This is a genomic window from Mycolicibacterium novocastrense (assembly GCF_001570485.1).
Lineage (GTDB): Bacteria > Actinomycetota > Actinomycetes > Mycobacteriales > Mycobacteriaceae > Mycobacterium > Mycobacterium novocastrense.
Genome location: NZ_BCTA01000078.1, coordinates 73347 through 99453, shown reverse-complemented (window position 1 = coordinate 99453; position 26107 = coordinate 73347). Strand labels below are relative to the sequence as shown.

24 protein-coding genes are annotated in these 26107 nt (G+C 66.8%); 12 read left to right on the top strand and 12 right to left on the bottom strand.

Annotation, left to right across the window (positions count from 1 at the left end):
• The first annotated feature begins 405 nt into the window (after positions 1-405).
• The gene (locus RMCN_RS25385) at positions 406-1287 is read left to right on the top strand and encodes an FAD-binding protein (RefSeq protein ID WP_067395121.1); all 882 of its coding nucleotides are present in this window, start codon (positions 406-408) and stop codon (positions 1285-1287) included.
• Here the strand turns inward: RMCN_RS25385 and RMCN_RS25380 are convergent.
• The 3 genes from RMCN_RS25380 to RMCN_RS25370 are packed head-to-tail and all read right to left on the bottom strand — an operon-like array spanning position 1234 to position 5965.
• Positions 1234-3033, bottom strand: a complete 1800-nt coding sequence (locus tag RMCN_RS25380; RefSeq protein ID WP_067395230.1) for a bifunctional diguanylate cyclase/phosphodiesterase — start codon at positions 3031-3033, stop codon at positions 1234-1236. The genes RMCN_RS25385 and RMCN_RS25380 overlap by 54 nt on opposite strands.
• Positions 3034-3080: 47 nt before the next feature.
• Positions 3081-5219: an Rv1355c family protein gene (locus tag RMCN_RS25375; RefSeq protein ID WP_067395118.1), complete on the bottom strand. Its 2139-nt coding sequence runs from the start codon at positions 5217-5219 to the stop codon at positions 3081-3083.
• Positions 5216-5965 (bottom strand): hypothetical protein, encoded by a 750-nt coding sequence (locus RMCN_RS25370; RefSeq protein ID WP_067395115.1) that lies wholly within the window; start codon positions 5963-5965, stop codon positions 5216-5218. Before RMCN_RS25370 ends, RMCN_RS25375 begins: the two co-directional genes overlap by 4 nt.
• A gap of 301 nt (positions 5966-6266) precedes the next feature.
• On the opposite strand from RMCN_RS25370, the gene purU reads away from it, so the two are divergent.
• Together purU and RMCN_RS25360 are read left to right on the top strand one after the other, a co-directional pair.
• On the top strand, positions 6267-7163 hold the full coding sequence (purU, locus tag RMCN_RS25365; RefSeq protein WP_082681057.1) for a formyltetrahydrofolate deformylase: 897 nt from the start codon (positions 6267-6269) through the stop codon (positions 7161-7163).
• Positions 7164-7195: 32 nt separating this feature from the next.
• The gene (locus RMCN_RS25360; protein ID WP_064414393.1) at positions 7196-7648 is read left to right on the top strand and encodes a MaoC family dehydratase; all 453 of its coding nucleotides are present in this window, start codon (positions 7196-7198) and stop codon (positions 7646-7648) included.
• A 26-nt stretch (positions 7649-7674) separates the two neighbouring features.
• Here the strand turns inward: RMCN_RS25360 and RMCN_RS25355 are convergent, their stop codons facing one another.
• Positions 7675-8493 carry a mycofactocin-coupled SDR family oxidoreductase gene (locus RMCN_RS25355; protein WP_064414394.1) on the bottom strand — a complete coding sequence of 273 codons (819 nt, stop codon included), beginning with the start codon at positions 8491-8493 and terminating at the stop codon, positions 7675-7677.
• Positions 8490-9662 carry an acyl-CoA dehydrogenase family protein gene (locus RMCN_RS25350; protein WP_067395112.1) on the bottom strand — a complete coding sequence of 391 codons (1173 nt, stop codon included), beginning with the start codon at positions 9660-9662 and terminating at the stop codon, positions 8490-8492. Before RMCN_RS25350 ends, RMCN_RS25355 begins: the two co-directional genes overlap by 4 nt.
• A 165-nt stretch (positions 9663-9827) precedes the next feature.
• On the opposite strand from RMCN_RS25350, the gene fabG reads away from it, so the two are divergent.
• The 4 genes from fabG to RMCN_RS25330 are packed head-to-tail and all read left to right on the top strand — an operon-like array spanning position 9828 to position 13653.
• The gene (gene fabG, locus RMCN_RS25345; RefSeq protein WP_067395225.1) at positions 9828-10577 is read left to right on the top strand and encodes a 3-oxoacyl-ACP reductase FabG; all 750 of its coding nucleotides are present in this window, start codon (positions 9828-9830) and stop codon (positions 10575-10577) included.
• Positions 10577-11791 (top strand): acetyl-CoA C-acetyltransferase, encoded by a 1215-nt coding sequence (locus tag RMCN_RS25340; protein ID WP_067395110.1) that lies wholly within the window; start codon positions 10577-10579, stop codon positions 11789-11791. The genes fabG and RMCN_RS25340 overlap by 1 nt, the downstream gene beginning before the upstream one ends.
• Positions 11788-12981, top strand: a complete 1194-nt coding sequence (locus tag RMCN_RS25335) for an acyl-CoA dehydrogenase family protein (protein WP_067395106.1) — start codon at positions 11788-11790, stop codon at positions 12979-12981. The genes RMCN_RS25340 and RMCN_RS25335 overlap by 4 nt, the downstream gene beginning before the upstream one ends.
• Before the next feature lie 3 nt (positions 12982-12984).
• A complete protein-coding gene (locus RMCN_RS25330; RefSeq protein WP_067395103.1) occupies positions 12985-13653 on the top strand; it encodes a GntR family transcriptional regulator in 669 nt (222 codons plus the stop codon).
• Here RMCN_RS25330 and RMCN_RS25325 read toward each other — a convergent pair.
• From RMCN_RS25325 to RMCN_RS25300, 6 genes are read right to left on the bottom strand one after another with little or no spacing between them, the layout of a single operon-like run.
• Positions 13646-15136, bottom strand: coding sequence for a class I adenylate-forming enzyme family protein (locus RMCN_RS25325; RefSeq protein WP_067395100.1), 1491 nt, complete (start codon positions 15134-15136; stop codon positions 13646-13648). The two genes, RMCN_RS25330 and RMCN_RS25325, sit on opposite strands and share 8 nt — an antisense overlap.
• Positions 15129-16640 carry a class I adenylate-forming enzyme family protein gene (locus tag RMCN_RS25320; RefSeq protein WP_067395097.1) on the bottom strand — a complete coding sequence of 504 codons (1512 nt, stop codon included), beginning with the start codon at positions 16638-16640 and terminating at the stop codon, positions 15129-15131. The genes RMCN_RS25325 and RMCN_RS25320 overlap by 8 nt, the downstream gene beginning before the upstream one ends.
• On the bottom strand, positions 16633-18099 hold the full coding sequence (locus tag RMCN_RS25315; RefSeq protein ID WP_067395094.1) for a class I adenylate-forming enzyme family protein: 1467 nt from the start codon (positions 18097-18099) through the stop codon (positions 16633-16635). The genes RMCN_RS25320 and RMCN_RS25315 overlap by 8 nt, the downstream gene beginning before the upstream one ends.
• A complete protein-coding gene (locus tag RMCN_RS25310; protein ID WP_067395091.1) occupies positions 18099-18902 on the bottom strand; it encodes an enoyl-CoA hydratase/isomerase family protein in 804 nt (267 codons plus the stop codon). Before RMCN_RS25310 ends, RMCN_RS25315 begins: the two co-directional genes overlap by 1 nt.
• Before the next feature lie 2 nt (positions 18903-18904).
• A complete protein-coding gene (locus RMCN_RS25305) occupies positions 18905-19714 on the bottom strand; it encodes an enoyl-CoA hydratase/isomerase family protein (RefSeq protein WP_064349579.1) in 810 nt (269 codons plus the stop codon).
• Positions 19715-19729: 15 nt separating this feature from the next.
• Positions 19730-20536, bottom strand: coding sequence for an enoyl-CoA hydratase/isomerase family protein (locus tag RMCN_RS25300; protein WP_067395088.1), 807 nt, complete (start codon positions 20534-20536; stop codon positions 19730-19732).
• A 111-nt stretch (positions 20537-20647) separates the two neighbouring features.
• Between RMCN_RS25300 and RMCN_RS25295 the strand changes: the two genes are divergently transcribed.
• The 4 genes from RMCN_RS25295 (at position 20648) to RMCN_RS25280 (ending at position 24222) form a co-directional block, all read left to right on the top strand.
• Positions 20648-21298: a hotdog family protein gene (locus RMCN_RS25295; RefSeq protein ID WP_067395085.1), complete on the top strand. Its 651-nt coding sequence runs from the start codon at positions 20648-20650 to the stop codon at positions 21296-21298.
• A complete protein-coding gene (locus RMCN_RS25290) occupies positions 21295-22068 on the top strand; it encodes a FadR/GntR family transcriptional regulator (RefSeq protein ID WP_067395082.1) in 774 nt (257 codons plus the stop codon). Before RMCN_RS25295 ends, RMCN_RS25290 begins: the two co-directional genes overlap by 4 nt.
• Positions 22069-22076: 8 nt before the next feature.
• Complete coding sequence (locus tag RMCN_RS25285; RefSeq protein WP_064414407.1) at positions 22077-22982, top strand: enoyl-CoA hydratase/isomerase family protein; 906 nt, start codon at positions 22077-22079, stop codon at positions 22980-22982.
• A 64-nt stretch (positions 22983-23046) separates the two neighbouring features.
• Positions 23047-24222, top strand: a complete 1176-nt coding sequence (locus RMCN_RS25280; RefSeq protein WP_067395079.1) for a thiolase family protein — start codon at positions 23047-23049, stop codon at positions 24220-24222.
• Positions 24223-24316: 94 nt separating this feature from the next.
• On the opposite strand, the gene RMCN_RS25275 is transcribed toward RMCN_RS25280, so the two are convergent.
• Entirely contained in the window at positions 24317-25048 is a 732-nt protein-coding gene (locus RMCN_RS25275; RefSeq protein ID WP_067395076.1) for a TetR/AcrR family transcriptional regulator, read from the bottom strand.
• A 226-nt stretch (positions 25049-25274) separates the two neighbouring features.
• Here RMCN_RS25275 and RMCN_RS25270 point away from each other — a divergent pair, with 226 nt between their 5' ends.
• Complete coding sequence (locus RMCN_RS25270) at positions 25275-26072, top strand: SDR family NAD(P)-dependent oxidoreductase (RefSeq protein ID WP_067395074.1); 798 nt, start codon at positions 25275-25277, stop codon at positions 26070-26072.
• The last annotated feature ends 35 nt before the right edge of the window (positions 26073-26107 follow it).

Below are 26107 nucleotides of genomic sequence, written 5' to 3'. Positions count from 1 at the left end.
GGCACATTCGATTCTTCTTGCAATCTTTCGTCTGACTATTCCAAGAATCCCGCACGTCGAATTGTTGTGTCCGACACGTCAAACTCTAAGTCATAGTTAGACCCCCATAACATCCGAAAAGTATGTAAAGTACCCCCCGTGATGACTTTCGGTTCGCGCCAACGCCTATCGCGACCCGTCGGTCTCACTGCGTCGCCGGCATCCCGTGCTCACCGCGAGCGGACCTGCCCGGCGCCGCGCACGTTGTTTCCTATCGCGTTGCCATTGCCTGTAGCGGCAAACCCCTCGAAAACGCCCTACAGGCAATGGCAGCTTTCTGAACGGGCTCGACCATGGAGTTATGCGGAGATTCGTCTCGGCAGCGAGGCCCGACTCTAAGTTTCAGCGACCCTGGAGAAGTTAACGGTGCAGTGGGATGAGGAAGTCGATGTGGTGTGCGCCGGCGCCGGTGCGGCCGGGCTCGCACACGCCATCGCGCTCGACGATCTCGGTGGCGAGGTGTTCGTCGCCGATTGGGGCGTCGCGGAGCGCAACTGGCTCGGCACGACCGCGGCCGACGCAAGTACTCGGGACTTCTTCGAGGAGATGACGTCGGATCTGGGCCCGCCGCATCGCCAGTCAAATGAAGTCGGCTTGCCGATCCGCGCGGTGCCCTCGCACGTGCCCGCTGATAACGGCCGCACGGTGGCACCGTTCGTCGGGGCGCGCTTGCGGGAGTGGGCGGCCCAATGTCTGGCGACACCGTTCGGCTACCTCTCCACGCGGCTTCCGGATTGGAGCGCGACGACTGTTCAGGCGTCCGACGGCCAGATCCTCGAGGTGCTCGAGATCGGTGCGCTCGCCGCCGATACCGAGGAGCTCGCCGGCTCCGTGCTCGATCTGCTCACCAAGGGCGTAGCCGACCGGGACATCGAGGTGCACTCCGAGCACGCGCTGCAACGCCTGGTGTTTGAGGAGGGCGTCGCGGTGGGCGCGGTGTTCGCGACTCCCGCCGGACCGACGGCGGTCCGGGCCCGGCACGGTGTCACCGTCACCAGTGGAGCCGTGCGACTTTCCGAGGTCGATCGCCGCTCGGTGTCGGGTGACATCCTGCGTGTCTGCCTGGTCGGACAGCGCGCCAGCAGGTTCGGCCGCGTCGAGGTGCTCACCTCCGAGCCGCCCGCACTGTCCGGCGCGGCGTGCCATGCGCGCGGCCGCCGTCTACCGGCCAATCTTCGTGAGACGTACCGCCACTCAGGATCGTGGCGATGCGGCAAAGTCCACGGGTATCCGTCCCTGGGCGAGTAGCGATTCCATCTCGGCAGCGGGCAGCGGACGCGACAACAGAAACCCCTGCGCCCGGTGGCATCCATGCTCGAGCAGGGTGCGGGCGGCCTCCTCGGTCTCCACACCCTCGGCGACGAGCTGTAGGCCGAACGCGTCGGCCAGCGCGATGATCGCGCGCACGATCGCGAGATCGCCGGGATTCTCACCCAGCTCCCGAACGAAGCCCTTGTCGATCTTGAGGGTGTCGACGGGCAGCGACTTCAAATGCGACAGCACGCTGTAGCCGGTGCCGAAGTCGTCGATGGCGACCTGCACGCCGACCTGTTTGAGACCGGCCAGCGTCTTGCGGGTGGTTTCGATGTCCTGAACCACGACGCTCTCGGTGATCTCCAGGCACACCGATCCGCCGTCGAGGCCGAACTCGCCGATGGTCGCGGCGACCGATTCCACAAATCCGTCGCTCACCAGTTGGACCGGCGAGACGTTGACCCGCAACACCGCGTCGCGGCCGACGCCGTTCGCGCGCCACTGTGCGAACTCGCGGCACGCCGTCCTCATCACCCAGCGCCCCAATTCGCCCGCCAGGTTGATGGATTCGGCCACACCGATGAAGGAGCCGGGTGCAAGCAGGCCGCGCGTCGGATGCTGCCAGCGGACCAACGCCTCGGCGGCGAGGATCTCGCCGGTGCGCATGTTGACCTCGGGCTGATAGTGCAAGAGGAGGGCGCCCGTTTCGATGACGTTGTGCAGGTGAAGCTCGATGTCGTTGCGGAAATCGGACTCCATCGACATCTGCTCGGTGAACACCGCGACGTCGTTGCCGCCGGAAGCCTTGGCGGTCAGCACCGCTTGGTCGGCGCGCCGCAAGAGGTCTGAGGTGTCGTCGCGGCCCGGCTCGCCCAACGCCACACCGATGCTGACCGTCCGGGTGAGTCTCTCGCCGTCGACCGCCACCCGCTCGTTCAGCGCCGATTGCAGCCGGAAGGCCAGTTCCCTGGCGGTGTCGACGTCCGTCGGCCCTGCAGGCACGGCCACGAACTCGTCACCACCCAGCCGAGCGAGGAATGTGCTGTCGTCAGCGCTTTGACGCAGCCGTTCGGCCAGCACGCGAATGAACCAGTCACCGGCGGTGTGGCCGAGGTAGTCGTTGATGGCCTTGAGCCGGTCCAGATCGAAGAACAGCACCGAGACCGGCCCCGGTTGTCCCCGCTCGAGACGGGCGTCCAGGTGCGCCAGCAGCGCGCGCCGGTTACACAATCCCGTCAAGTCGTCGTGTTCGGCCAGGTAGCGCAGGCGATCCTCGGCATCGACGCGCGCTTGAACCTGGGCGAACAACGACGCGATCGCCTTGAGCGCGTTGAGTTCCTCCGGCGTCCAGTCTCTGTCGCCGAACTTGACGAATCCGAGCACACCGGAGGTGACCTCGCCCGAGAGCATCGGCACGCACGCCATCGACGTCGAGGGAACCTGTCTGCCCTCGGCAATGGTCTGCTGGTACTCCTCGGTCGAGGGCTCCGGGCGGAACACGATCGGTTCCTTCTGGTGCTCGCACCGGGCGAACACCGGGTCGGCGTCGGCGAAATACACCACGCCCAACGGGTCGGGGTCCGGAATTCCGGGACGGACCGGCCACTCGGCGACCAGCACCGACGCCCGGATCGAGTGATCGTTGTGGCGCAGGAAGCTGACGTCGACGCCGAGGTACTCGACGAGATCGGCCAGCACACGCTGACTCACCTCGACCGAGGTCGCGGCGTTCACACCCATCAGGTGCGTGGCGACCGAGGTGACGAGGTTCTCCAGACTGCTGGGCACTAACCCTCCCTAACGCCGTCGGCGCTGTCGCGACGGTGATGACTGCGGCGCCGGCTTCGGGCCGAAGGGCGGGCCGCGTAGGTCAACCTGAGGATCAACGCCTGCGACTGCGCCGTACCGGTTCCCGCGAGTTGCCGGAAATCATATTGCAGCCTGCCGAGGTCGTCGGCGAAGGCGGGCGAGACCCGGCGGCGGTCCTGCTCGTCGAGCACGTACAGAAACGGTGGTGAAACCGGTTGTACGGCAAGCCCATGCTGCTGGGCCCGGATCCACACCGACTCGACGGCCGCCCCGGCGCGCGCGTAGTCGGTGAGCCGGCGCCCGGTCACGGAGATGACGGCGAGACCGGCGCATTCGCGTACGCGGCGCGCGGTGTCGTCGCCGAGGGCCCGCCCACCGTCCCACGCCTTCAGGTGGCTCATCACCTCCGGTCGCCGCAGGATGTCGAGCATCACCAAGTCCGACGGAGCGAGTTCGAGTGTCCGTACGTCGATGCCGTCATCGAGGGAGGGGGCGTCGGGCCATCGCAGTTCGGCGAACATCTCGGCGTGCAGGCGCGGAGTGAGGTACCGGATGCGGTCGGCGGCAGCCAGGATCGTTGCGGCCGATTCGAGGTCGTCCCGCTCGGTCAGGACGCTCAGCCGGGCACCTTCGGCCTCCGCGGCGGCGACCAAGGTGGCGATCGTGTCGGCGGGTATTGGCGCCGCGTTGCCGAGATGCCGATTCGTCTCCCGGGACAGCATCGGTTCGTACAGCGATGCGAGCTCGGGATCGTCGCCCGGCTCGAAATGCACCGTCGCGATCAACGGGGAGGCCTCGTCGCCGCGTCCGTACTCCACCTGCGCGGTCATGTGATGCGAGGCGGCAGCCACGCGCACGTTGAACGTGGCGGCGCCGACGGCGACGGCGCTGGCCCGGAAACCGACGTCCATCGTCGTCGTGAAGCGCGTGTCCAACGAGACCCTCGCCGATTCGGCCGTCACCTCGATGCGCCACGGCTGAGCATTGCCGCCCGAGGGCGCGCGCTGCGCGGCGGCCACGATCGCGTCCGTCGCGCGGTCTGGTCGGGCGTCGGGGGGCGGATCATCGACGGTGTGGTCGGCACCGGGCACCACTGGGGTCACGAGGCGGTCGAAGACCTCGGCGATGTCCATCCGCACCCGTCCCGACGGGAGATGCTCGCCCAGGCCGATCCGCCGGACCGCCTCGGTGACCAGGCTCGTGTTCAGCGCCACTTCGGACGTCAGCTGCGGCCACGTCGACAAGGTCTGGCCCACCTCGATCAGCGAGGCCGCCATCCGGGCCGAAACCTGGCTCGCCTCGGCCAGGCGAAGCGAGTACGGCAGCTTGTCGGTGCTGCTGAGATTCGCGAGGCCCGCCGCGTCCAGGTCTCCGACGAGGCCGTGCAGGATCGGGCGCGCCGGCTCGAGGTCGAACCGCTCGACATCGAGCAGCGCGCGATCGCTGGTCGACATGAGCACCGGGATCCCGCGCTCCCGTGCGGCCTCGCGGACCAGCAGTTTGGCGTCCAGGGAGTCGCATTCCTCGATCACGAGGTCGAGGCCGTCGAGGAATCCGTGCACGGTTTGCTCGTTCACGCCGGAGACGTCGACCCGCACGGGTAGGTACGGATCGAGTTCGGCGATCCTTCTGGCGCACACGATCGCTTTGTTCACCCCGATGTCGAGCACCGAGGCGGGCACCCGGTTCAGGTTCGTCAGATCCATGTCGTCGAAGTCGCTCAACCGCAAGTGACCGCACAGCCCCTGAGCCGCCAGCGCGTAGGCGATCGTGTGACCGACGCTCAAACCGACGACGCCGACCGTGAGGTTGGCGAGCTTCTTCTGTTCGGCCGGCGTGATCAGGTTCCGGTTGCGGTCCAGCCGCACACGCCGAAATCCTCTGGGGCCGAGGATGCTGGCCGCGGCCCGCCGCCACGGATAGTAGGCCCAGCGAGTCGGTTCAGCGAGAACGTCTTCCGGCGGTGGCGGCCGGATCTCGCGCAGCTCTCGCTGTTGTTGTGCTGCGCTGTCGGTGAACGCGATGCCCGGATCTGACTGCAGTTCGGCGAGGTCGGGATCGTCGGCGCGCAGAATTACTGCAGTGCACCAACTCTTGTCGTTGTCCCCGCCGATCACCGCTCCGTCCCGGTGGCGGCCGATTCCCCCGCCGCCTTGTGAACCGGAGCCAGCATCTGTTGTTCGGCGAAATACAGCGAAAGCTGTTTGGGGTCGGCGTGTTTGGCGAAAGTCGCACGATCCCACCAGGCCAGTCGAGTTTCATAACGCTCGTCGGGATACGGCGTCGGAGGAATCTTCGTCGCCAGGATGCCGCCGGACGAGAGCCATCGCTTGAGCACATAGGAGGCCGCCGTGGCGACGATGAACTGAATGTCGAGCAGCCCCATCGCGTGCAGCGGTGTTCGGGAGATCGCGTAGGTGAGCTGACGGTTGCGATCGGGATCGTCAGTCACCCATGCGGTTTTCATCTCCACGACGCCGAATGGTAGCCGGTCGCTGATCATCTTTCGCACCGCATCGAAGCCCGGTTGGCCTTTCCACTCCAGCAGCGCATGGGCCTCGTCGGCCGACTGGTAGGGCCCTTTCGCGCGTAGGCCGCCGACCACCTTTCCCGTCCGGTCGACGCAGGCGGCGAACAGGATGGTGTCCGAGCCGGTGTGCAACGCATCCATGTCGAGTGCTTTTGCGACACCGTGCTTGGTGTAACTGCGGGCGGCCCCCTGGACGAAATCGCGCCAGAGCTCGGGTTCGACAGCGGGGTGCGCAAAGGTGATCGTGCATTCCGTGTCCGAATCCCAGAAACTGGGAGTCTGTCGCAAACTGGCGGCAACATCGGTGGCGGGCTGGAATTGTGCAATGGTCATAATCGTCCGATCATCCGGCAGTTCCCATGGTCAGGTCGCTGCTGATTACGTGTGGATTTCCCACATCCATATGAGTATCTCGCCGAGTTCTGTTTTATTACCAGCAAGCGCACTGATCTTGTTGTGAAAAAGCTTGTTGTCGGCGCGAAAAGGATGTTCGACATCGTGCGTTGGATCGCCTACAGCTAATTGGTCGCGATCCGTTGCGGAATGGAACGGGCCTGCCCGCGGATTCGGTGCGCGAACCCGCGATGCGGCGGTTCACCTGCGCTTGTGGCGGCCGAGTGCCACGCTGGGAGAGGTGACCGGGGGATATCCGAGTCCGGGTGCAGGGAACCTACCCGTTAAGGATGTGGGCAGGTTGCTGCTTCGTTGTGTGGATCGGCCCGGATTGGTGGCGGCCGTCAGCGCTTTTCTCGCCGCCGCCGGTGCCAACATCGTGTCGCTGGATCAGCACGCGACCGAACAGTCGGGCGGCACATTCATGCAGCGCACCATTTTTCATCTGCCCGGACTGACCGCCGCACGCGATGAGCTCGAACGCGAATTCGCCGAGCAGGTCGCCGTACCATTCGGTATGGACTTTCGGCTGACCGAAGCCGCGAAACCCAAGCGGGTGGCGATCATGGCGTCCAAAGAAGACCACTGCCTGCTCGATCTGCTGTGGCGCAACCGGCGCGGCGAGCTCGACATGAGCGTGGCCATGGTGATCGCGAACCATCCCGATCTCGCAGATCAGGTCCGGCCGTTCTCCGTTCCCTTCCTCCACGTACCCGCCAGTAGGGAAATCCGCGAAGACGCCGAACGTCGTCAGCTCGAATTGTTGCGCGGCAACGTCGACCTGGTGGTCCTGGCACGTTACATGCAGATCCTCACGCCGCAATTCATTGCGGACGTCGGGTGTCCGCTCATCAACATCCACCATTCGTTCCTGCCGGCGTTCATCGGCGCCGCGCCCTACCGGCGGGCCAAGGAACGCGGGGTCAAGCTGGTCGGCGCGACGGCGCATTACGTCACCGAGGACCTCGACGAGGGCCCGATCATCGAGCAGGATGTGGTGCGGGTCGACCATCGGCACAGCGTTGAGGATCTGGTCCGCCTCGGATCCGACGTCGAACGCGTTGTGTTGTCCCGGGCGGTGCTGTGGCACTGTGAGGACCGCATCATCCGATTCGGCAACCAGACCATCGTCTTCTAGCCGGATCCTGTCGCCGGTACGAAGGAGAAGCAGTGAAGAAGTTCAGCGACCTCGACGAGTTCATCGCGGCCGAGGGCAGCCAGCTCGGCCCCACCGAATGGCTCGAAGTCACCCAGGACCGCGTCAACCTGTTCGCCGACGCCACCGAGGACCACCAGTGGATTCACGTCGACCCGGAGAAGGCGGCCAACGGACCGTTCGGTCAGACGATCGCCCACGGCTTGCTGACGCTGTCGCTGCTTCCGCACTTCTCGCACCAGCTGTACACGGTCGGCAATGTCGCGATGGCGATCAACTACGGATACAACAAGGTTCGTTTCATCACACCGGTCAAGGTCGGCGCCAAGATCCGCGCCAGGGCCGAACTGACGAAGATCGACCAGCTCGACGGTGCCGTGCAGTCGACGATGACCACCACGGTCGAGATCGAGGGTTCGGAGAAGCCTGCCGCGGTTGCGGAGTCGATCGTCCGCTTCATCCGCTGAGGCCTCCGGGCGCCCCTGGGTCGGCGTCAGTACTGGGTGGAGCCCTGATCCACCGGAATGGCCGTCGCCGTCATGTGTTTCGACTCGTCGCTGGCCAACCAGCACACCACGTCGGCGACGTCCTCGGGCTCCAGGATCCACGTCGGCAGGAACGGCGTCATCATGTGCTGTAACTGAGGATTGGTCTCCATCACCTTGCCGATCGCGGTGATCATGTCGCCGGAACCCATTGCGGTGTTGACGGGGCCGGGGTGCACGCTGTTGACGCGGATCGAGTGCCTGCCGAGTTCGGCGGCGAGCGCGCGGGCCATGCCGGTGACGGCGTGCTTGCTGGCGGTGTAGTGAACCATGAACGGCTGCAACTTGATTCCCGCCGCCGAGCTGATCAGGATCACCGATCCGCCCCGGCCCCCGTCGATGATGTGCTGCGCGCCGGCCCGCACGGTGTTGAACGTGCCCGCCACGTTGATGTCCATGACGTCGCGGAAGTCCTCCGGCGTGATCTCGTCCCACACCTGCGGTGGTGAGACACCCGCGTTGGCGACGATCACATCGAGCCGGCCGAACGCCGCAACCCCCTCGGCGACAACCTCGCCCAGGGTCTCGGCGTCGCGAATGTCGGTCTGGGAGGTGAGGATGCGCCGGCCGGTGGCCTCGACCAGCCGGGCCGTCTCGGCCAGGTCCTCAGGTGTGGCATGGTCGTAAGGCACACAGTCCGGGAGCTTTCCGGCGATGTCGACGGCGATGATGTCGGCGCCCTCGGTGGCCATTCGTACCGCGTGTGCGCGGCCCTGCCCACGCGCGGCGCCGGTGATGAACGCGACCTTGTCGGTGAGCCTGTTCATGAGCGCTCCTTCTGCGCAGTCTTGACGAGATTGGACCCGATGATGAGCCGCTGTATCTCGCTGGTGCCCTCGTAAAGTCGCAGCAGCCGGACATCGCGGTAGATGCGTTCGACGGGAACCTCGCGCATGTAGCCGCTGCCGCCGTGGATCTGGACCGCGAGATCGGCGACATCGCCGGCCATTTCGGTGCAGAACAGCTTGGCCGCCGACGGTGCCACCCTGCGGTCCTCGCCGCGGACCCACTGGCGCGCGGTGTCGCGGACCAGTGCGCGCCCGGCCATCACGCCGGTCTGCTGATCGGCGAGCATCGCCTGTACCAACTGGAAGTCGCCGATCGGTGTGCCGCCCTGGGTCGCGGTCGCGGCATAGGCGACCGACTCGTCGAGCGCCCGTTGCGCGGCCCCGACCGCCAGAGCGGCGATGTGTACGCGTCCGCGCGCCAACGAGATCATCGCGGCGCGATAGCCGATGTCCTCGCTGCCGCCGACGAGCGCTTGGGCGGGCACGCGCACGTCGTCGAAGCTGACGTCCGCCGTCCACGCGCCTTCCTGGCCCATCTTCGCGTCCTTGGCGCCGACCTGGACGCCGGCGGTGTCGGCGGGCACCAGGAACACGGCGATGCCGGCGCCGTCCGCGTCGGCGGGGCGGCTACGGGCGAACACGACGAAAAGGTCGGCTGTTGGGGCGTTGGTGATGAACCGCTTCTGGCCCGTGATCACCCAATCATCGCCTTGCCGAACGGCTTTGGTGCGTAGCCCCGACGGATTGGAACCTGCGCCGGGCTCAGTGAGCGCGAACGATGCGACGACGTCACCGGTGGCCATCGGCTCGAGCCAGCGCGCCTTCTGCTCGTCGGTACCGAAACCGACCAGGACCTGTCCTGCGATGCCGTTGTTGGTGCCGAACATCGAGCGCAGGGCCAGCGAGGTGTAGCCCAGCTCCATCGCCAGTTCGACGTCCTGCGAGAGGTCCAATCCCAGCCCGCCCCACTCCTGGGGAATGGCGTAGCCGAAGAGCCCCATCTTCTTGGCCTGTTCGCGAAGGTCGTCGGGGACGCGGTCGGAGGCCAGGATCTCCTGTTCGCGGGGGATCACCGCGGTCCGGACGAAGTGACGGGTCTGCGCGAGGATCTCCTGGAAGTCCTCGTCGCTGACTTCGGACGTCGTCATCCTGTGCTCCTGTCCCTCATCTGCCCATGTGAGCGTCGATCGGCGACGGTGAACGCCCGCGCCGTATGACCGGTCGGGCCATCGAATGGACGCGATCATATATGAAATATGATGTTCGATTGATGCGGCCCTGGGTGGGCCTTGACCAGCGGAAGGGGTGATCAGGTGTCGCTGTTGGCCGGACAGACGGCGGTCGTGACCGGAGGTGCGCAGGGCCTGGGATACGCGATCGCCGAACGGTTTATCGCCGAGGGTGCCCGGGTGGTGCTGGGCGATCTGGATTTGGCGGCGACCGAGGCGGCGGCCGAGCGACTCGGAGGTGCCTCGAAAGATCCGGTCGCGATCGCGGTGCGCAGCGACGTCACGAAGGCCGACGACGTCGAGGCCCTGGTCGGTGCCGCCGTGGAGCGGTTCGGTGGTCTGGACATCATGGTCAACAACGCCGGGATCACCCGAGACGCAACGCTTCGCAAGATGACCGAAGAGCAGTTCGATCAGGTCATCGCCGTGCACCTCAAGGGCACATGGAACGGGCTGAAGGCGGCCGCACCGATCATGCGCGAGAACAAACGGGGCGCAATCATCAACATGTCGTCGATCTCGGGCAAGGTCGGCCTGGTCGGGCAGACGAACTATTCGGCGGCCAAGGCGGGCATCGTGGGCATGACCAAGGCGGCCGCCAAGGAACTCGCCCATCTGGGCGTGCGGGTCAACGCGATTCAGCCCGGATTGATCCGCTCGGCGATGACCGAGGCGATGCCGCAACGCATTTGGGATCATAAGCTCGCCGAGGTGCCGATGGGTCGCGCGGGTGAGCCCGACGAGGTGGCCAAGGTCGCGCTCTTTTTGGCCAGCGACCTGTCGTCGTACATGACCGGCACCGTCCTCGAGGTCACCGGCGGGAGGTACGTCTGATGCGCGAGGCCGTCATCTGCGAACCGGTGCGCACGCCGATCGGCCGCTACGGCGGAATGTTCAAATCGCTGACGGCCGTCGATCTCGGCGTCACCGCGCTCAAGGGTCTGCTGGAGCGCACCGGAATTCAGGCCGAAGCGGTCGAGGACGTGATCCTGGGGCACTGCTATCCGAGCAGCGAGGCGCCCGCCATCGGACGCGTGGTGGCGCTGGATTCCGGATTGCCGGTGACCGTGCCCGGCATGCAGGTCGACCGGCGCTGCGGTTCGGGTCTGCAAGCCGTCGTCCAAGCCTGTCTGCAGGTTGCCAACGGCGACAACGACGTCGTGGTCGCGGGCGGTGCCGAGAGCATGAGCAACGTGACGTTCTACTCGACCGATATCCGGTGGGGGTCCAAATCCGGCGGCGTCATGCTGCACGATTCGCTGGCCCGCGGACGCACCACCGCCGGTGGCCGGGACTACCCGGTGCCCGGCGGGATGCTCGAGACCGCCGAGAACCTGCGCAGGCAGTACGGCATCTCCCGTGAGGAGCAGGACGAGCTCGCCGTGACGTCGCATCGCCGCGCGGTGGCCGCCCAGAAGGCCGGCATCCTGGCTGAGGAGATCATCCCCGTCGCCGTGCGCACCCGGCAGGGTGAGGAGGTGATCGACACCGACGAGCACCCGCGCCCGGACACGTCGCTCGAATCGCTGGCGAAGCTGCGACCGGTTCTCGCCAAGCAGGATCCGGAGGCGACGGTCACCGCGGGCAACGCGAGCGGCCAGAACGACGCCGCATCGATGTGCGTGGTGACCACGCGTGACAAGGCCGAAGAGCTGGGGCTGACGCCGCTGGTGCGGCTGGTGTCATGGGGTTCGGCGGGTGTGGCGCCCAACATCATGGGGATCGGGCCCGTGCCCGCCACCGAGGTTGCGCTGGCCAAGGCGGGACTGTCGTTGACCGACATCGACCTGATCGAGCTGAACGAGGCGTTCGCCGCACAGGCCCTTGCGGTGATGCGGGAGTGGAATTTCGGCGCGGCGGACACCGAACGCACGAACGTGCACGGTTCGGGAATCTCGTTGGGGCACCCCGTGGGTGCGACGGGCGGGCGGATGCTGGCGACGCTGGCGCGCGAGCTGACCAGGCGCGGCGCCCGCTACGGTCTGGAGACGATGTGCATCGGCGGAGGCCAGGGGCTGGCCGCGGTGTTCGAGAGGATCGGCGCATGACGAAACTCGCCCAGACGGTCGGCCTGACCGATGTACAGACCGAAATCCTGTCCACCGTACGCCAATTCGTCGAGAAGGAGATCATCCCGAACGCGCCGGAGTTCGAGAAGACCGACACCTACCCGCAGGCCATCGTCGATGCGATGAAGGAGATGGGACTGTTCGGGTTGATGATCCCGGAGGAGTACGGCGGTCTCGGCGAATCGCTGCTGACGTACGCGCTGTGCGTCGAGGAGTTGGCGCGCGGCTGGATGAGTATCTCCGGTGTGCTCAACACCCACTTCATCGTCGCCTACATGCTCCGCCAGCACGGCACCGATGCGCAGAAGCAGCACTACCTGCCGCGGATGGCGACGGGGGAGACGCGCGGCGCGTTTTCGATGTCCGAGCCCGAACTCGGATCCGATGTCGCCGCGATCCGGACGCGGGCCACCCGCAACGACGACGGCACCTACCGGATCGACGGCCAGAAGATGTGGTTGACCAACGGTGGTACGTCCACACTGATCGCGGTGCTGGTGCGCACCGACGAGGGGGCCGACAAACCGCATCGCAACCTGACGGCGTTTCTGGTCGAAAAGCCGGTCGGCTATGGGGAAGTCGCGCCTGGCCTGACCATCCCCGGCAAGCTCGACAAGCTCGGCTACAAGGGCATCGACACCACCGAGCTGATCTTCGACGGCTACCTGGCGAAGGTCGGCGACATCCTCGGCGAGGCGCCGGGGCAGGGCTTCTTCCAGATGATGGACGGGATCGAGGTCGGCCGGGTCAACGTATCGGCGCGGGCGTGCGGTGTGGGCATCCGCGCCTTCGAACTGGCGGTCCGCTATGCCCAGCAGCGGCAGACGTTCGGCAAGCCGATCTCCGAGCACCAGGCCATCGCCTTCCAATTGGCCGAAATGGCAACGAAAGTCGAGGCTGCCCATCTGATGATGGTCAACGCGGCCCGGTTGAAGGACTCCGGAGAACGCAACGACGTCGCGGCCGGCATGGCGAAGTACCTCGCGAGCGAGTTCTGCGCGGAGGTCACCCAGCAGAGTTTCCGGATCCACGGCGGCTACGGGTACTCGAAGGAATACGAGATCGAGCGGTTGATGCGCGACGCGCCGTTCCTGTTGATCGGCGAGGGCACGAGCGAGATCCAGAAGAACATCATCAGCAAGCGCCTGCTCGCCGACTATCAGGTATGACCGGTGACAGCGCCCGAATTCGCCTTCCGGCCCCAGCTCGCCGAGGACGTCGCACGTTTCGTGCGTAAACGCATCTTCGACGGAACCTACGCCGCCGGTGAGTACGTGCGGCTGGATCAATTGGCCGCCGAGCTCGGCATCAGTGTCACCCCGGTCCGCGAGGCGCTGTTCGAGTTGAAGGCCGAAGGGCTTCTGGCCCAACAGCCGCGGCGCGGATTCGTCGTGCTGCCGGTGACCGGCCGCGATCTCACCGATGTGTCGAATGTGCAGGCCTACATCGGTGGTGAGCTCGCGGCGCGCGCCGCGGCCAACATCACCGACGAGCAGTTACGCGACCTGAAGCAGATCCAGACAGACCTGGAATCCGCGTACGCCGCCGCCGACGACGAGCGGGCGGTACGGCTCAATCACGAATTCCACCGCGCCATCAATGTCGCCGCGGACTCGCCCAAGCTGGCGCAGCTCATGTCGCAGATCACCCGCTACGCGCCCGAATCGGTGTTCCCGGTCATCGCGGGCTGGCCGGAGAAGTCGAACGATCACCACCGCAAGCTACTGGCGGCGCTCGAACAGCACGACCAGGCCCTGGCCCGCGCCGAGATGTCCGAGCACCTCGCCGCGGGCGCGAAGCCCCTGATCGACCACCTCACCGAGCGGGGCGTGGTCACCTGACCTGATCCCGCAGGACCTTGCGCAGCGCCAGGACGTCGACCTTGCCCGACGCCTTGCGGGGGAGGTCGCCGTCGTTGCCCGTGACAAGCCACACGGTTGGGACCTTGAAGGCGCTCAACCGGGTTCGCGCCTCTGCGCGCAACTCGTCGACGGGGCGTTCCGACACCACGGCGGCGCCGACGGCACCCGCCACGTCGGTGACGATCGCGTTGTGCACGCCGTCGATGGTCCGCAACGCGCGCTCCACCTCGCTGGGATAGACCGTCGCGCCGCTGACCTTGAACATGTCATCGCAGCGACCGTGAGAGAACATGAAGCCCTCGTCGTCGACATGCCCGAGGTCACCGGTGGGGTAGAAGCCGTCAGGGGTGAACACGTCTTCGCGGCTACGTCGGCAGATTCCTCGCATGACGTGTGGCCCGCGGATCTGGATCATCCCGATGGTCCCGATCGGCACCGGCACACCGCTGTCGGTGTCGACGATGCGGACCTCCATGCCGTCGAACGGTTTTCCGCAACTGCCCCATGCCGAGCGCGGCATATCGGTGTCGGCGGGATAGCCGCAGTACGGGCCGAACGATTCGGTCATCCCGAACAAGTTGGCCCGCGCGCCGGGGGCCGCGCGCTGCTCGGGTGGCAGCAACGCCTCCATGCTGCCGGGCCGCAGCTCCGAAAGGTCAGCTCCCACGGTGGTGTTCGCGCGTGCCATCGCCTGCGCCTGGTCGGGCCAGCCGCGGAACAGGGTGACGCGTTCACGTTCGAGCAGCCGCAAGGTCGTCTCCGGTCGCGGGATCTCCTCGGTCACCAACGTCGCGCCGGTCAGCAACGCGGACAGCAGACCGCCGGCCAACCCGCCCACCCAGAAGAAGGGCATCGGCAGATACAGCCGGGTCTCGGCAAAGATGCATCGCGCCGCCAGACCGGATCGCACCGCGCCCAAAGCGTTGCCGTGCGAGTGAATCACTCCCTTGGGCGGGCCACTGCTGCCGGAGGTGAACATGATCGCCAACGTGTCGCTCGGCGTGACCGCGGCCGCGATCTCGTCGACGGGTGCCGCGCCGCCCGGGGGCAGCCGGTCCGCGCGCCAAACCTGGCGCAGGGCGGGAAGACTGCCGCGCTCGGCGCGGACGTCGTCGAGGTAGCGGTGGCCGCGGAACTCCTCGACGGCCACCACGAACTGCACCGCGGCCATGCGAAGCTGGGCAGCGAGTTCGGGTGGCTGCAGCAGCGTGCTCAACGGCACGAGCACGGCGCCGATGCGGGTCAGCGCGATCGCGATCCGCACCCACTCGACGCTGTTGGGCATGATCAAGGCGACCCGGTTGCCCTTGCCCACGCCCGCAGCCACGAAGGCCGCGGCCAACTCATGCGTGGTGGCGTCGAGCTCGGCGTAGGTCATCCTGGCCGACGGGTCGATCACCGCCGGCTTGTCGCCATGTTCGGCGGCTCGCAGCCGCACCACCGCGTCGATCGTGTCAGACATCGAAAACCTCTGCCAAACGGGACAAGTCGACCTTTCCACTCGACAACACCGGGATGTGGGCGGCGGGCACGGCGGCGAACCGCCGGGGGATCTTGTAGGCAGACAACTCGGTGCTGAGCCGCTCACGACATCCGGCCTCGTCGAACGACGCGCCGTCCTCCAGCGCGACGACCGCGGCGACGAGCTGGCCGCGTTCGGCGTCGGGGAGGCCGATCACGTGCGCGACGGCGCCGCCGGTCACCTGCGCGATCGCCCGTTCCACCTCGGCGGGTGCGACATTGGCGCCCGCGGTCTTGATCATCGAGCCGCGGCGGCCGACGAAGTAGAAGAAGCCGTCGGCATCCGTGCGGACGAGGTCGCCGGTGTGGAACCAGCCGTCGGCGTCGAAGCACTCCTCGCGGCTGCGTTTGTAATAGCGCTGCATCATGAACGGCCCACGAGCGCACAGTTCACCGACGGCGCCGGCGCCCACGGGCGCTCCGGTGTCGGGATCGACGACCTTGACGTCGAACCCGGGTACCGGCTTGCCGAACGATCCGCGCCGGTGCTCGGGCTGATCGGATTCGTCGGCGCAGGCCAGGATGACGCTGCCGGATTCGGTCATGCCGAGCATGGTGTGGCGCAGTTCGGGGTCGGCGGGCCGGACGTCGGGTGCCATGATCGGGTACAGGTTGCCTCGCCTGATCGACGACAGATCGCGGCTCGGCAGGCTGGGATGGCGGGCCAGGTGTGCGATACCGGCCACGAACCCGTTGGTCATCGTCGGCTTCTCGGCCTCCAGCAGATCGAGCGTCTCGCCGGCATCGACGGCGTTGGAGCACAACAGTGTTGCGCCTGCGAGCAGCGTGGCCAGTACGGAGTAGGCGCACCCGCCGATCCAGAAGAACGGCGAATTGCTGAACAGCTTCACATCGGCGGTCAGCCCGCGGATCTCGTTGAGCACCACCTGGTGGTCGAGCAGCCCCGCGTGTGTGTGCACCACGCCCTTGGGCGCGCTGGTCGACCCCGACGTGTAGATGATCGCCAACTCGTCGCACGGCTCGACGTCGTGCTCGAGCGCGGTCAGCAGTTCGGCGTCGGCAAGCTCCGTGGCCTCGGTGTCGATGAGAACGTGGCGCAGCAGCGGAAGGCCCGTGACATCGGCGAGCCGTTGCCGGTAGTCGTGGGACCGGTACGACGCTGTGGCCAAGAGGATCTCGACGTCGGCGTGGCCGAGTTGTTCGCGCATTTCCGGTGCGGTCGCCAGCGTCGAGACCGGGATGACGACGGCGCCGATCCGCGCGGCGGCCAGCATCGCCACGACGAACGCCGACCCGTTCGGATACAGCACACCGACGTGCGTGCCCTTGCCCGCGCCGAGACCGATCAGTCCCCGAGCCAACAGGGCCGATCGGTGTTCGGCGTCGGCATAGCTCAAGCGGTCCGCATCGCAGATCAGCAGAGGGTGATCACCGCGCGCGGCGGCCTGCGCTCGCAGCATCGAGCCGACGGTGCGATCAGGCATTGTCGACGGTGGCTTCGACTGTGAAGTGTTGCCGCACCGCGCTCAGGTCGGGCTTACCCGACGGCGTGCACGGCATCTGTTCGACGATCGCGATCGCCGTGGGAACCTCGTAGCGGGCCAGGCGGTTTCGCAGGAACTCCTCGAGCGTCGCCGCATCGACGGGTTCGCGGGGCTGCACCATCGCCACCGGCGTCTCTCCGAGTCGTTCGTCGGGCCGACCGACGACGGCGGCGCTGTGCACCGCGGGGTGGCTCTCCAGTGCTGCGCGGACATCGTCGGGCATGACCTTGAAACCGCCGCGAATGATCGCCTGGTCCGCGCGTCCCAGGATCCACACGAACCCGTCGCCGTCGATGCGGGCCATGTCGGTGGTGCGCATCCAGTTCGCCGCCGGACCCAACTGGCCGGGCTTGACCTCGAGCAGGCCGGGCGCGTCGACGCCGAGGGGGCGCCCGTCGTGGTCGACGACGCGCAGCTGTGCGCCGAGGCTGGCTCGCCCCACACTGCCCCGCTTGGTCTGCCAGTGCTGGTGGTAATCGGCCAGCGTCCAGCCGGCGACCCCGCCGCCGAACTCGGTTGCGGCGTAGGACGTCAGCACCGGTATGCCGAACTTCTCGGTGAACGCGTCGGCGTCCTCGGCGGACAGCGGTGCGGTGCCGGAGGTGACCGCTTGGATGCCGGCCAGATCGTCGCGGGTCAGCTCGGAGTGCAGCACCGTGCGCAGCGCGGCCGGCACGAGCGACACCGCGCGTGGACGGTGCCGTCGCACCGCGTCGGCCCAGCGGTTCAGCTCGAAGCGGTCCAGCAGGACGAACGAGCGCCCCTCGCAGACGCACTGCAGCACCCGAAAGACCCCACCGATGTGCACCAGCGGCGCGTTGACGATGGCCACCCCGCCCCGCAGTTGCCTCGGCGGTGGCGCTTCGTCGAAACCTTTGCCGATCACGCTGTGCGCCAACATGTCGTAGGTGAGATCGATCCGCTTGGGCGGCCCCGTCGTGCCGCTGGTCAGCATCCGCACCGCGACACCGATGCGGTTCTCCTCTGGCACCAGGGCGCGCGCCGCGGTCAGGCGGATGGGATCGGAGACCGTCGAGATCGCCACCATGTCGGTGCCCGGAGTGCGCACCAACCGCGTCAGGTCGTCCTGTTCGCCGATCACCACCGGTAGCGCAAGCGCGTCGAGGTCGGCCTTGATGCGGTCGTCGCCGCGGGATGGGTTGACGACCACCACGGTGCCCCCGCCGAGCAGGACACCGAGGAAGCTCGCGACGTGGGCGGGCTTGTTACGCAACAACATTCCGACCTGCCGACCCGTCACCCCGACACCGTGGATCTGGGCGGCCAACTGGGCCAGCTGGCCCCACGTGACCCATTCGCCGTCGTATTCGATGGCGGGCGCGTCCGCATCGAGGGCGAGGACATCGCTGATGCGTTGGCGCAGCGGGTGATCACCCATCATCGGATCCTCGGTTCGGGCCGCGCGATCGGCGGCGCCTGGGCCAACTCGGCCTGACCGAGCGGATTCCCCAGCCGGGTGTAGATCAGGTTCTGCTCCATCGCCGCGCGATACGGCTTCTCCAGCGACTCCCAGATCGCCTTGACGGTGCCTTGTGTCGCCGACGGTGGCTTTGCGGCGATGCCGGCGGCGATCTCATGTGCGCGTGTCCACAGGCGGTCGGCGGGCACCACCTCGGTCACCAGGCCCATCTGCAGTGCCGTGGTGGCGCTGACGCGTTCGTCGTTACCCATCAACGCGATTCGCAGCGACTGGGCCAGCCCGACGCGGCGCATCAGCCCGATCGGCTCCAGCGCGCACACGAGGCCGGCGCTGACGTGGGAGTCGAAGAAGGTGGCATCCTGCGAACAGATGACCACGTCGGCCTCGTTGAGGAAGTAGAACGCCCCCGCGGTGCACATGCCCTGTACCGCGCAGACGACCGGCTTCCACATCTTCTGCCACTTCGGGCTGAGGTGCTCGCCGGGATCCTCGTGGTTCCACACGTTGTCCGGCTGACCATAGGACGCCTTGATGTCCAGGCCCGCGCTGAACGCGCGGTCGCCCGCCGCGCGAAGCACCACCGCGTTGACGGCGTCGTCGGTCTTGACGAGGTGCCAGGCCTGCGACATCTCCTCGCACATTGTGCGGTTGAAGGCGTTCAGCGACTCCGGTCGGTTCAGCGTGATGGTCGCGACGTGGTCGGTGGCGTCCACCTCGACGATGATGGTCTCGAACGACGGCGTCGGCGGGTCTATCGGCATGGTCATCGGCACTGCCAGTTGGGGGCGCGTTTCTCCATGAACGCCTTGGGTCCCTCGGCGGCGTCGTCGGTGCGTACCACTCGCTCACGGAACGTCTCGGCGAGGATCTCGGCCTCGTGCAGCGGTAGGTCCAGCGTCTTGTGGATGGCCAACCGGGTGCCACGGACCGCAAGCGGGGCGTTGGAGTTCACGATGTCGGCGATCTCGTGCGCGCGCTCCAACAGCCGGTCGTGCTCCACCACTTCGCTGATCATCCCCAGTTCGTAGGCCCGTTCGGCACTCATCCGCTCATGTTTCCCCATCAGCGCCATGCGCAGCGCGATGTTGCGGGGCAGGATCCGCGCCAGGCGGACCATTTCGCGTCCCGCGACCAGCCCGATGCTCACGTGCGGATCGAAGAACGTGGCTTTGTCGGAGGCGATCGCGATGTCGCCGGTGGTGATCCAGTCCAGCCCTGCGCCACAACACAATCCGTTCACCGCGGTCAGGACCGGCTTGGCCATCCGCCGGAACGGGGGAGTGCCCTCCTGCGGGGCCTCCCACTGTTCGTAGGTGGACAGGTACGGCCGCTCGTAGATGACGCGGCCGTCCTCGGGGATCTCGCCGACGTCGGCGCCGGTGCAGAACGCGCGGCCCGTGCCCGTCACGATCAGGATCCAGATGTCGTCGTCGTTCTCGGCTTCGTCGTAGGCGGCGCGAAGTTCGGTGACCATGTGCGGGCTCAGCGCGTTGAGCGCATTCGGCCGGTTCAAGGTGATCGTGGCCTTGTGCCCGTCGACTTCGTATTTGATGTCGTCAAAAGTGTGGGACATTCTTGTTCCTATCCGTCAGCGCCCTTGGAATTTCGGCGGGCGCTTGTCACGGAACGCCGCCAGCCCTTCTTTGAAATCGGTGGTCCGGCAGGATAACTCGACGTTGTAGAGCTCCCTGTTCATGGTGTCGGAGAGCGATGCGTGCTGACCGTAGTGGACGGACTGTTTGGCCAGGCCGAGCGCGACGGTCGGTCCGGACGCCAACCGCTCGACGAGTTCGTCGCTCACCGCGGACAATTCGGATTCAGGTACCGCGGCGTGGATCAGGCCCCACTCGGCCGCGTCGGCGCCGCTGACCTTCTCGCCCAGCAGCAGCATCCGCTTGGCGCGCGCCAGGCCGATGAGCCGGGGCAACAGCCAGGACGAGCCCGAGTCGGGGCTGAAACCGCGGCCGAGGAACGGCTCCCAGAACACGGCGTCTTTTGCGGCGACGGTGAAGTCGGCTGCCAGCGCGAGGTTGCACCCCAGGGCAGCGGCCCATCCGCGCACCGTGCACACCACCGGCAGGTGCAGCGTGTGGATCAGTTCGACGACCCGGTGTGCGGTGTGGGGTTGGCGCCGGACGATATCCCCGGTCCGCGGGCGCTGACCACCGGCGTTGGACGCCACCCAGTCCGCCCCCGCGCAGAAATCCGACCCGTCGCCGCGGATGTGCACGACCCGCAGGGAGTCGTCGGTGGCGGCGGCGGTCAACGTCGCTACGAGTGTGTCGGTCATGCTGCGGCTCAACGCGTTACGCCGGGCGGGCCGGCTCAGCGTGATGCGCAGTATCGCGTCGTCGCGTGATGTCTGCACCACGCCCTCGTCGGCCGCATCGGTCACCGTTGAATCCGCCAATCTCGAGCTATACGGTTAGACATACAGTATTGCTATCTTGTACAAGTTAGCAAGGACAGCGGTCGAATAGACGGCGCCGCCGACGAGAGGCCATCGATGGCACAGGACACGCCCAGCTATGGCGAGCAACCGCTGGCGCAGACCGTCGCCGCCGCAAGCGCCCTTCGCCGGCTCAGCAGTCTGCTGCTTTCGCTCGAACACGAACATCCGACCGTCGATGTGATGTTGCGCCAGATCGACGAGTGGGAACGCGAGCTCGCGTCGGCGGCACCCCCGGATCCGACACCGCGCATCGGACCCGACGCCACCGAGTCACAACGCGTCTACCTCGACCACGCCTTCGACATCGGCGCGTACAACCCGGCGTTTCCCGAATACACCATCGACGAACTGGACGCCGACTCCGCGTCGGGGCGGGTCACGTTCCCGGTCGTGTTCGAAGGTCCGCCGGGCCTGGTCAACGGTGGATTCCTCGCGGTGTTCTTCGACTGCGTGACCCAGCACCACAGCTGCGCGACCGGCCGAACCGGCAAGACCCGCTCGCTGACCGTCACCTTCCGCAGGCCGACGCCGATCCTCACCGAGCTGAGATTCGACGTGACCCGCGCGGAGGCCGACGGTCGCGTGACGTCCACGGCACGGCTGCTGCTCGGTGACGAGGTGTTGTGCACCGGCGAGTTCAGCACGTCGGCGTCCTCACCAGAGCGGCTGTCGGTATTTCAGTTCGGGAAGCGCCGGACGAAATGACCAACGCGCACAGGATTCGTCAGCCGCGAGTCGCGGAGATCATCGCCGCGCGGTTGCGCGACGACATCCTGTCCGGGCGGCTCAAGGAGGGCGATGTGCTGCCGTCTCAAGACGGCCTGCTCGCCGAGTTCGGAGTGAGCCCTCCGGCGTTGCGCGAGGCGATCCACATCCTCGAGACGGACGGGCTGATCTCGGTGCGGCGGGGCAATATGGGCGGCGCGATCGTGCATCAACCGTCGGCGGACCGGACCGCGCACATGATCAGCATGGTGTTGCAGGCGCGCTCGGCGACACCGGCGGACGTCAGCGGCGCGTTGCTGCACCTCGAACCGATCTGCGCGAGCATGTGCGCCGCCAGGGCCGACCGCATGACCGAGGTCGTACCCTATCTCGAGGACGAGATACGAAGGCAGATCGACGAATTCGACGACCCAGCACGATACGTCCCCAACGCCCGGCGGTTCCACGAAACGATCGTCTCCCGTTGCGGCAACGAGCCGATGATCCTGTTGATCGGCTCCTTGGAGCTGATCTGGTCGGCGCACGAGTCGTCGGTGTGGGGGGACGAGACCGGAGCCGATCCGATGAACGACAAGACGATGCGGGCCGCGCTGCGGGATCACCAACGCCTGCTCGACGCGATCCGCGACGGCAACCAGTCCCGTGCCGCCAAGCTGGCCGCCGACCATCTTGCGGTCGCCCGGCGCAACACGCTCGCGGCCGGAACGGACAAAACCATTGAGGCCAAGCTCATTTCCGACGTTCAGTGAGGACACCCATGACCAACGCCGATGACCGCGTGCTGTTCGACGTCGACCGCGACAAGCGGATCGCGACCATCACGTTGAACAACCCCGCGCAGCGCAACTCCTACGACGCGGCGATGCGCGAGACGGTGGGCCGTCACCTCGACCAGGTCGCCGAGGATGACGACATCACCGTCGTCCTGCTGCGCGGCGCCGAGGGGGTGTTCAGCACGGGGGCCGATATGAACAACGCGTACGGCTGGTACGGCGATGGCGATGAGCGCTCGCGCGAAGAGCGGAAGGCAAAGGACTCCGCGCAAGCGAAGAGGCGCCCGAGCCAACGTCGACGATTGACGGTGGACCGCAAGTCCTTCGGCTTCTACCACAACTTCATGGGCTTCCCGAAGGTCACGGTGGGGGAGATCAGCGGGTATGCGCTGGGCGGCGGCTTCGAGATGGCGTTGATGACCGACATCTCCGTCATCGCCCGCACCACCAAGATCGGCATGCCCGCGACCCGCTTCCTCGGGCCCGCGCTGGGCAGCCTGCACATGTTCTTCCACCGCCTGGGCCCGGTGCTGGCCCGCCGGCTGCTGCTGACCGGCGACATCATCGAGGCCGGCGCGGTCGAACACCTCGGCGTCTTCACCGAGACCTGCGAGGCCGACAAGGTCGCGGCACGGGCCCGGTATTGGGCGGAGAAGGCCGCCAAGATGCCCGCAGATGGAGTCGTGATCGCCAAGGAGGCGTTCCGCCTCGTCGAGCAGAGCCAGGCCTACCAGGGCGAGGAGGTGGCGAGCTACCTGTTTCACGCGTACGGGACGAACCTGCAGTTCGCAGAGGGTGAGTTCAACTTCGTCAAGACCCGCGCGCAGCACGGCACCAAGGAAGCGTTCCGGCTGCGTGACGAGCATTTCCACGTACCCGAGCCCGAGTAGCGGGGTCCGCTACACTAGCTGCTAGTTTTGTAACGCCGCTAACGTCGAAACCCGAGGTAGAAACATGGGAACACCCGTCATCGTCGGTGCCGCCAGGACCGCGATCGGCCGCTCGTTCAAGGGCACGCTGGTCAACACCCCGCCGGAGACGCTGATCACCGCCGTCCTGCCGGAGGTGATCCGTCGCTCGGGTATCGACCCCAACGACATCGACGACCTCATCTTCGCCGAATCTCACTACGGCGGCGGCGATTTGGCGCGCTACGCGGCCGATGCCTGCGGGCTGCCCGATGTTCCGGGCCAGTCGGTGAACCGACACTGCGCGGGCAGCCTCACTGCGATCGGCAACGCGGCAGCGCAGATCGGTTCCGGCATGGAGCGCGCGCTGATCGCCGGCGGTGTGCAGTCGCTGTCGATGACGCCCCTGGTCAACTGGCGTATCCCGGGCCCTGAACTGAAGTTCGAAGAGAAGTGGATGCCGCCCACCCACGTCGAGACGCCTGACGCGCCGACACGCGACATGTCGATCACCGTCGGGTGGAACACCGCGCAGGCGGTCGGCATCACGCGCGAGGAGATGGACGCCTGGGCGGCGCGGTCGCACCAGCGCGCGATCGCCGCGATGGACGCGGGCAAGTTCGTCGACGAGATCGTGCCGCTGAAGGTGCAGCAGTTCGACGGTTCGGTCACCGAGTTCAGTGTCGACGAGCATCCGCGCCGCGACACCACCGTTGAGAAGCTGGCGGGTCTCAAACCGCTGCACCCCGAGATCGAGGGCTTCTCGATCACCGCGGGCAACAGCAGCGGCACGAACGACGCGGCGGCGGCGGTGGCGCTCGTCGACGCCGACTACGCCGGCGCCAACAACCTCACCACGCTGGCCACCGTGAAAGCCTGGGCCGCAGCGGGTGTGCCGCCCCGCGACTGCGGACTCGGCGCGGTGAAGGTGATCGGCAAGGTGCTCGACCGCGCCGGCCTCAAGCCGTCCGACGTCACGCTGTGGGAGATCAACGAGGCGTTCGCATCGGTGCCGATCGCGGCGTGCCGCGAGTACGGGATCGACGAGGAGCTTGTGAACTTCTCCGGAAGTGGTTGCAGCCTCGGCCATCCCATCGCGGCATCGGGTGCGCGGATGGTCACCACGCTGGTCTACGAGCTGCAGCGGCGCGGCGGCGGAATCGGAGTCGCAGCGATGTGTGCCGGCGGCGGCCAGGGCGGCGCCGTCGTCGTGGAGGTTTAGGCGGTCCAGCCCACCACCGCTCGATTGTGCATCTGGCGACGAATTTCGCTCCAAACCGTCGTCAGATCCACAAACGAGGGCGCAAGCCCAGAAGTCAGCGCTTGCGGGCCGTCTTCTTGGCCTTACCGACGTCCTCGATCAGGCGTTCCGCCCGGTCGAGGATGCACTCGAGGCCGAACTCGAAGTTCTTGTCGTCGGCCGCACCGATGTGGTGGCCCTTCTCGGTGACCAGCGCCAGCAGCGGTGTGCTGTCGGCGTCGATGCTCATGGTCTCCTCGAGGTCGCTGGGGCCCTCGTCGGCGGCCCGGTTCTTCTCCCGAAGGCGGTGCAGCACAACGGAACCGCGGACATGCACCGAGACCGCCGAGTACGTGTCGAACGCATCCTCGGCTGACAGACCCGCCTCGACCAGGCCCGCGATCGCCTTCTCGACCTCCTGCACGCCCAGCTTGGCCACCCGGGGACTCAGCGCCGACCGGATGAGGATCAGGTCGCACAGAATCGGGTTGCCCATGAACGTCTTGCGCATGGTGCGCGCATGGTTGCGCAACGTCTCGCGCCAATCCTTGGCCTCCACATAGGGCGTGGCGAACACGTACTGGCGCAGTGCGCGGTCGGTCATCGCGTTGAGGAGATCGTCCTTTTTGCGGAAGTACCAGTAGATGCTGGTGACGCCGACGCCGAGATGCTTACCGAGCAGCGGCATGGACAGGTTGTCGATGCCCACCTGTTCGGCGAGTTCGAAGGCGCCCTTGATGATGTCGTCGGGATTGATCGATCCGCGCTCGCGTCGTTGACGCTTCTCCGCGGTCGCCTGCCTTGCCACTAGGGCACCTCCATCGAATTAGCCGCGCAGCCTGCAAAGCGGGTTGGTGGACCTGAATGTACCGTCAGCCGCCTCTGATCTGCGCCAATGCAGGGGTGTCGCGGCCACGCCGTTGCCGTCAACCATACCGGCAGCCATTCCGTCGCCGGTCTCCACGGTGATTTCGCTGTTCTACTGTAAGTCCTATAGTAAGCTTTTCTACGCAATCGGGTGAGCGAAAGGCCGCATGGACCTCGGGCTGAAGGACGCCACCGCCGTCGTGGTCGGCGGCGGGCGCGGGATGGGTTTTGCGACGGCGCGCTGCCTGGCCGAGGACGGGGCCAGGATCGCGGTTGTCGGGCGGACGCCGGATGTCCTCGCAGACGCGGCGACCGCCCTCGCCGAAATCGGAAGCCCGGACACGCTCGCGCTGAGCGCCGACACCACCGACGCCGACCAGGTGCAGCGAGCCTTCGGCGAAGTCGCACAGCGCTGGGACGGTCGGCTCAACATCCTGATCAACGCCGTCGGTCCAGACGCGGTCGGCACCTTCGAGGACCTGACCGACGAGCAGTGGCGCATCGCGTTCGACAGCGGCGTGATGGGCATGGTGCACTGCGTGCGCTCGGCTTTACCGCTGTTGCGCGCGGCCGAATGGGCGCGGGTGGTCAACTTCTCCGCACATTCGACGCAACGGCAGAGCGTGATCCTGCCCGCCTACACCGCCGCCAAAGCGGCGCTGACGAGCATCTCGAAGAACCTGTCGCTGCTGCTGGCCCCCGACGAGATCATGGTCAACGTGGTCTCTCCGGGCAGCATCGCCTCCGAAGCGCTGATCGGATGGGCCGAGTCGGTGGGCGTCGACGGCAACGATCCGTACGCGTTGATGTCCGCCATCGGCGAGCACTTCGGTCATCCGGCGCATCTCCCGCGCGCGGGGCTGCCCGACGAAATCGCGCCCGTTGTCGCATTTCTCGCCTCCCGCCGCAACTCGTATATGACCGGCGCCAACGTAAATGTCGACGGGGGCTCAGATTTCACCTGAGCCTTCACGTGAGATCCGATCGAATCGGCTGAGGA

Bases quoted from the DNA above. Each gene is read 5' to 3' on its own strand.
- RMCN_RS25380 (WP_067395230.1), bottom strand. From the start codon at position 3,033: ATGGGTGTGAACGCCGCGACCTCGGTCGAGGTGAGTCAGCGTGTGCTG.
- RMCN_RS25285 (WP_064414407.1), top strand. From the start codon at position 22,077: ATGACCAACGCCGATGACCGCGTGCTGTTCGACGTCGACCGCGACAAG.
- RMCN_RS25280 (WP_067395079.1), top strand. From the start codon at position 23,047: ATGGGAACACCCGTCATCGTCGGTGCCGCCAGGACCGCGATCGGCCGC.
- RMCN_RS25315 (WP_067395094.1), bottom strand. From the start codon at position 18,099: ATGGGTGATCACCCGCTGCGCCAACGCATCAGCGATGTCCTCGCCCTC.
- RMCN_RS25270 (WP_067395074.1), top strand. From the start codon at position 25,275: ATGGACCTCGGGCTGAAGGACGCCACCGCCGTCGTGGTCGGCGGCGGG.
- RMCN_RS25290 (WP_067395082.1), top strand. From the start codon at position 21,295: ATGACCAACGCGCACAGGATTCGTCAGCCGCGAGTCGCGGAGATCATC.
- RMCN_RS25295 (WP_067395085.1), top strand. From the start codon at position 20,648: ATGGCACAGGACACGCCCAGCTATGGCGAGCAACCGCTGGCGCAGACC.
- RMCN_RS25310 (WP_067395091.1), bottom strand. From the start codon at position 18,902: ATGCCGATAGACCCGCCGACGCCGTCGTTCGAGACCATCATCGTCGAG.
- RMCN_RS25350 (WP_067395112.1), bottom strand. From the start codon at position 9,662: ATGACGACGTCCGAAGTCAGCGACGAGGACTTCCAGGAGATCCTCGCG.
- RMCN_RS25335 (WP_067395106.1), top strand. From the start codon at position 11,788: ATGACGAAACTCGCCCAGACGGTCGGCCTGACCGATGTACAGACCGAA.
- RMCN_RS25325 (WP_067395100.1), bottom strand. From the start codon at position 15,136: ATGTCTGACACGATCGACGCGGTGGTGCGGCTGCGAGCCGCCGAACAT.
- RMCN_RS25340 (WP_067395110.1), top strand. From the start codon at position 10,577: ATGCGCGAGGCCGTCATCTGCGAACCGGTGCGCACGCCGATCGGCCGC.
- RMCN_RS25305 (WP_064349579.1), bottom strand. From the start codon at position 19,714: ATGTCCCACACTTTTGACGACATCAAATACGAAGTCGACGGGCACAAG.
- RMCN_RS25355 (WP_064414394.1), bottom strand. From the start codon at position 8,493: ATGAACAGGCTCACCGACAAGGTCGCGTTCATCACCGGCGCCGCGCGT.
- RMCN_RS25320 (WP_067395097.1), bottom strand. From the start codon at position 16,640: ATGCCTGATCGCACCGTCGGCTCGATGCTGCGAGCGCAGGCCGCCGCG.
- RMCN_RS25370 (WP_067395115.1), bottom strand. From the start codon at position 5,965: ATGACCATTGCACAATTCCAGCCCGCCACCGATGTTGCCGCCAGTTTG.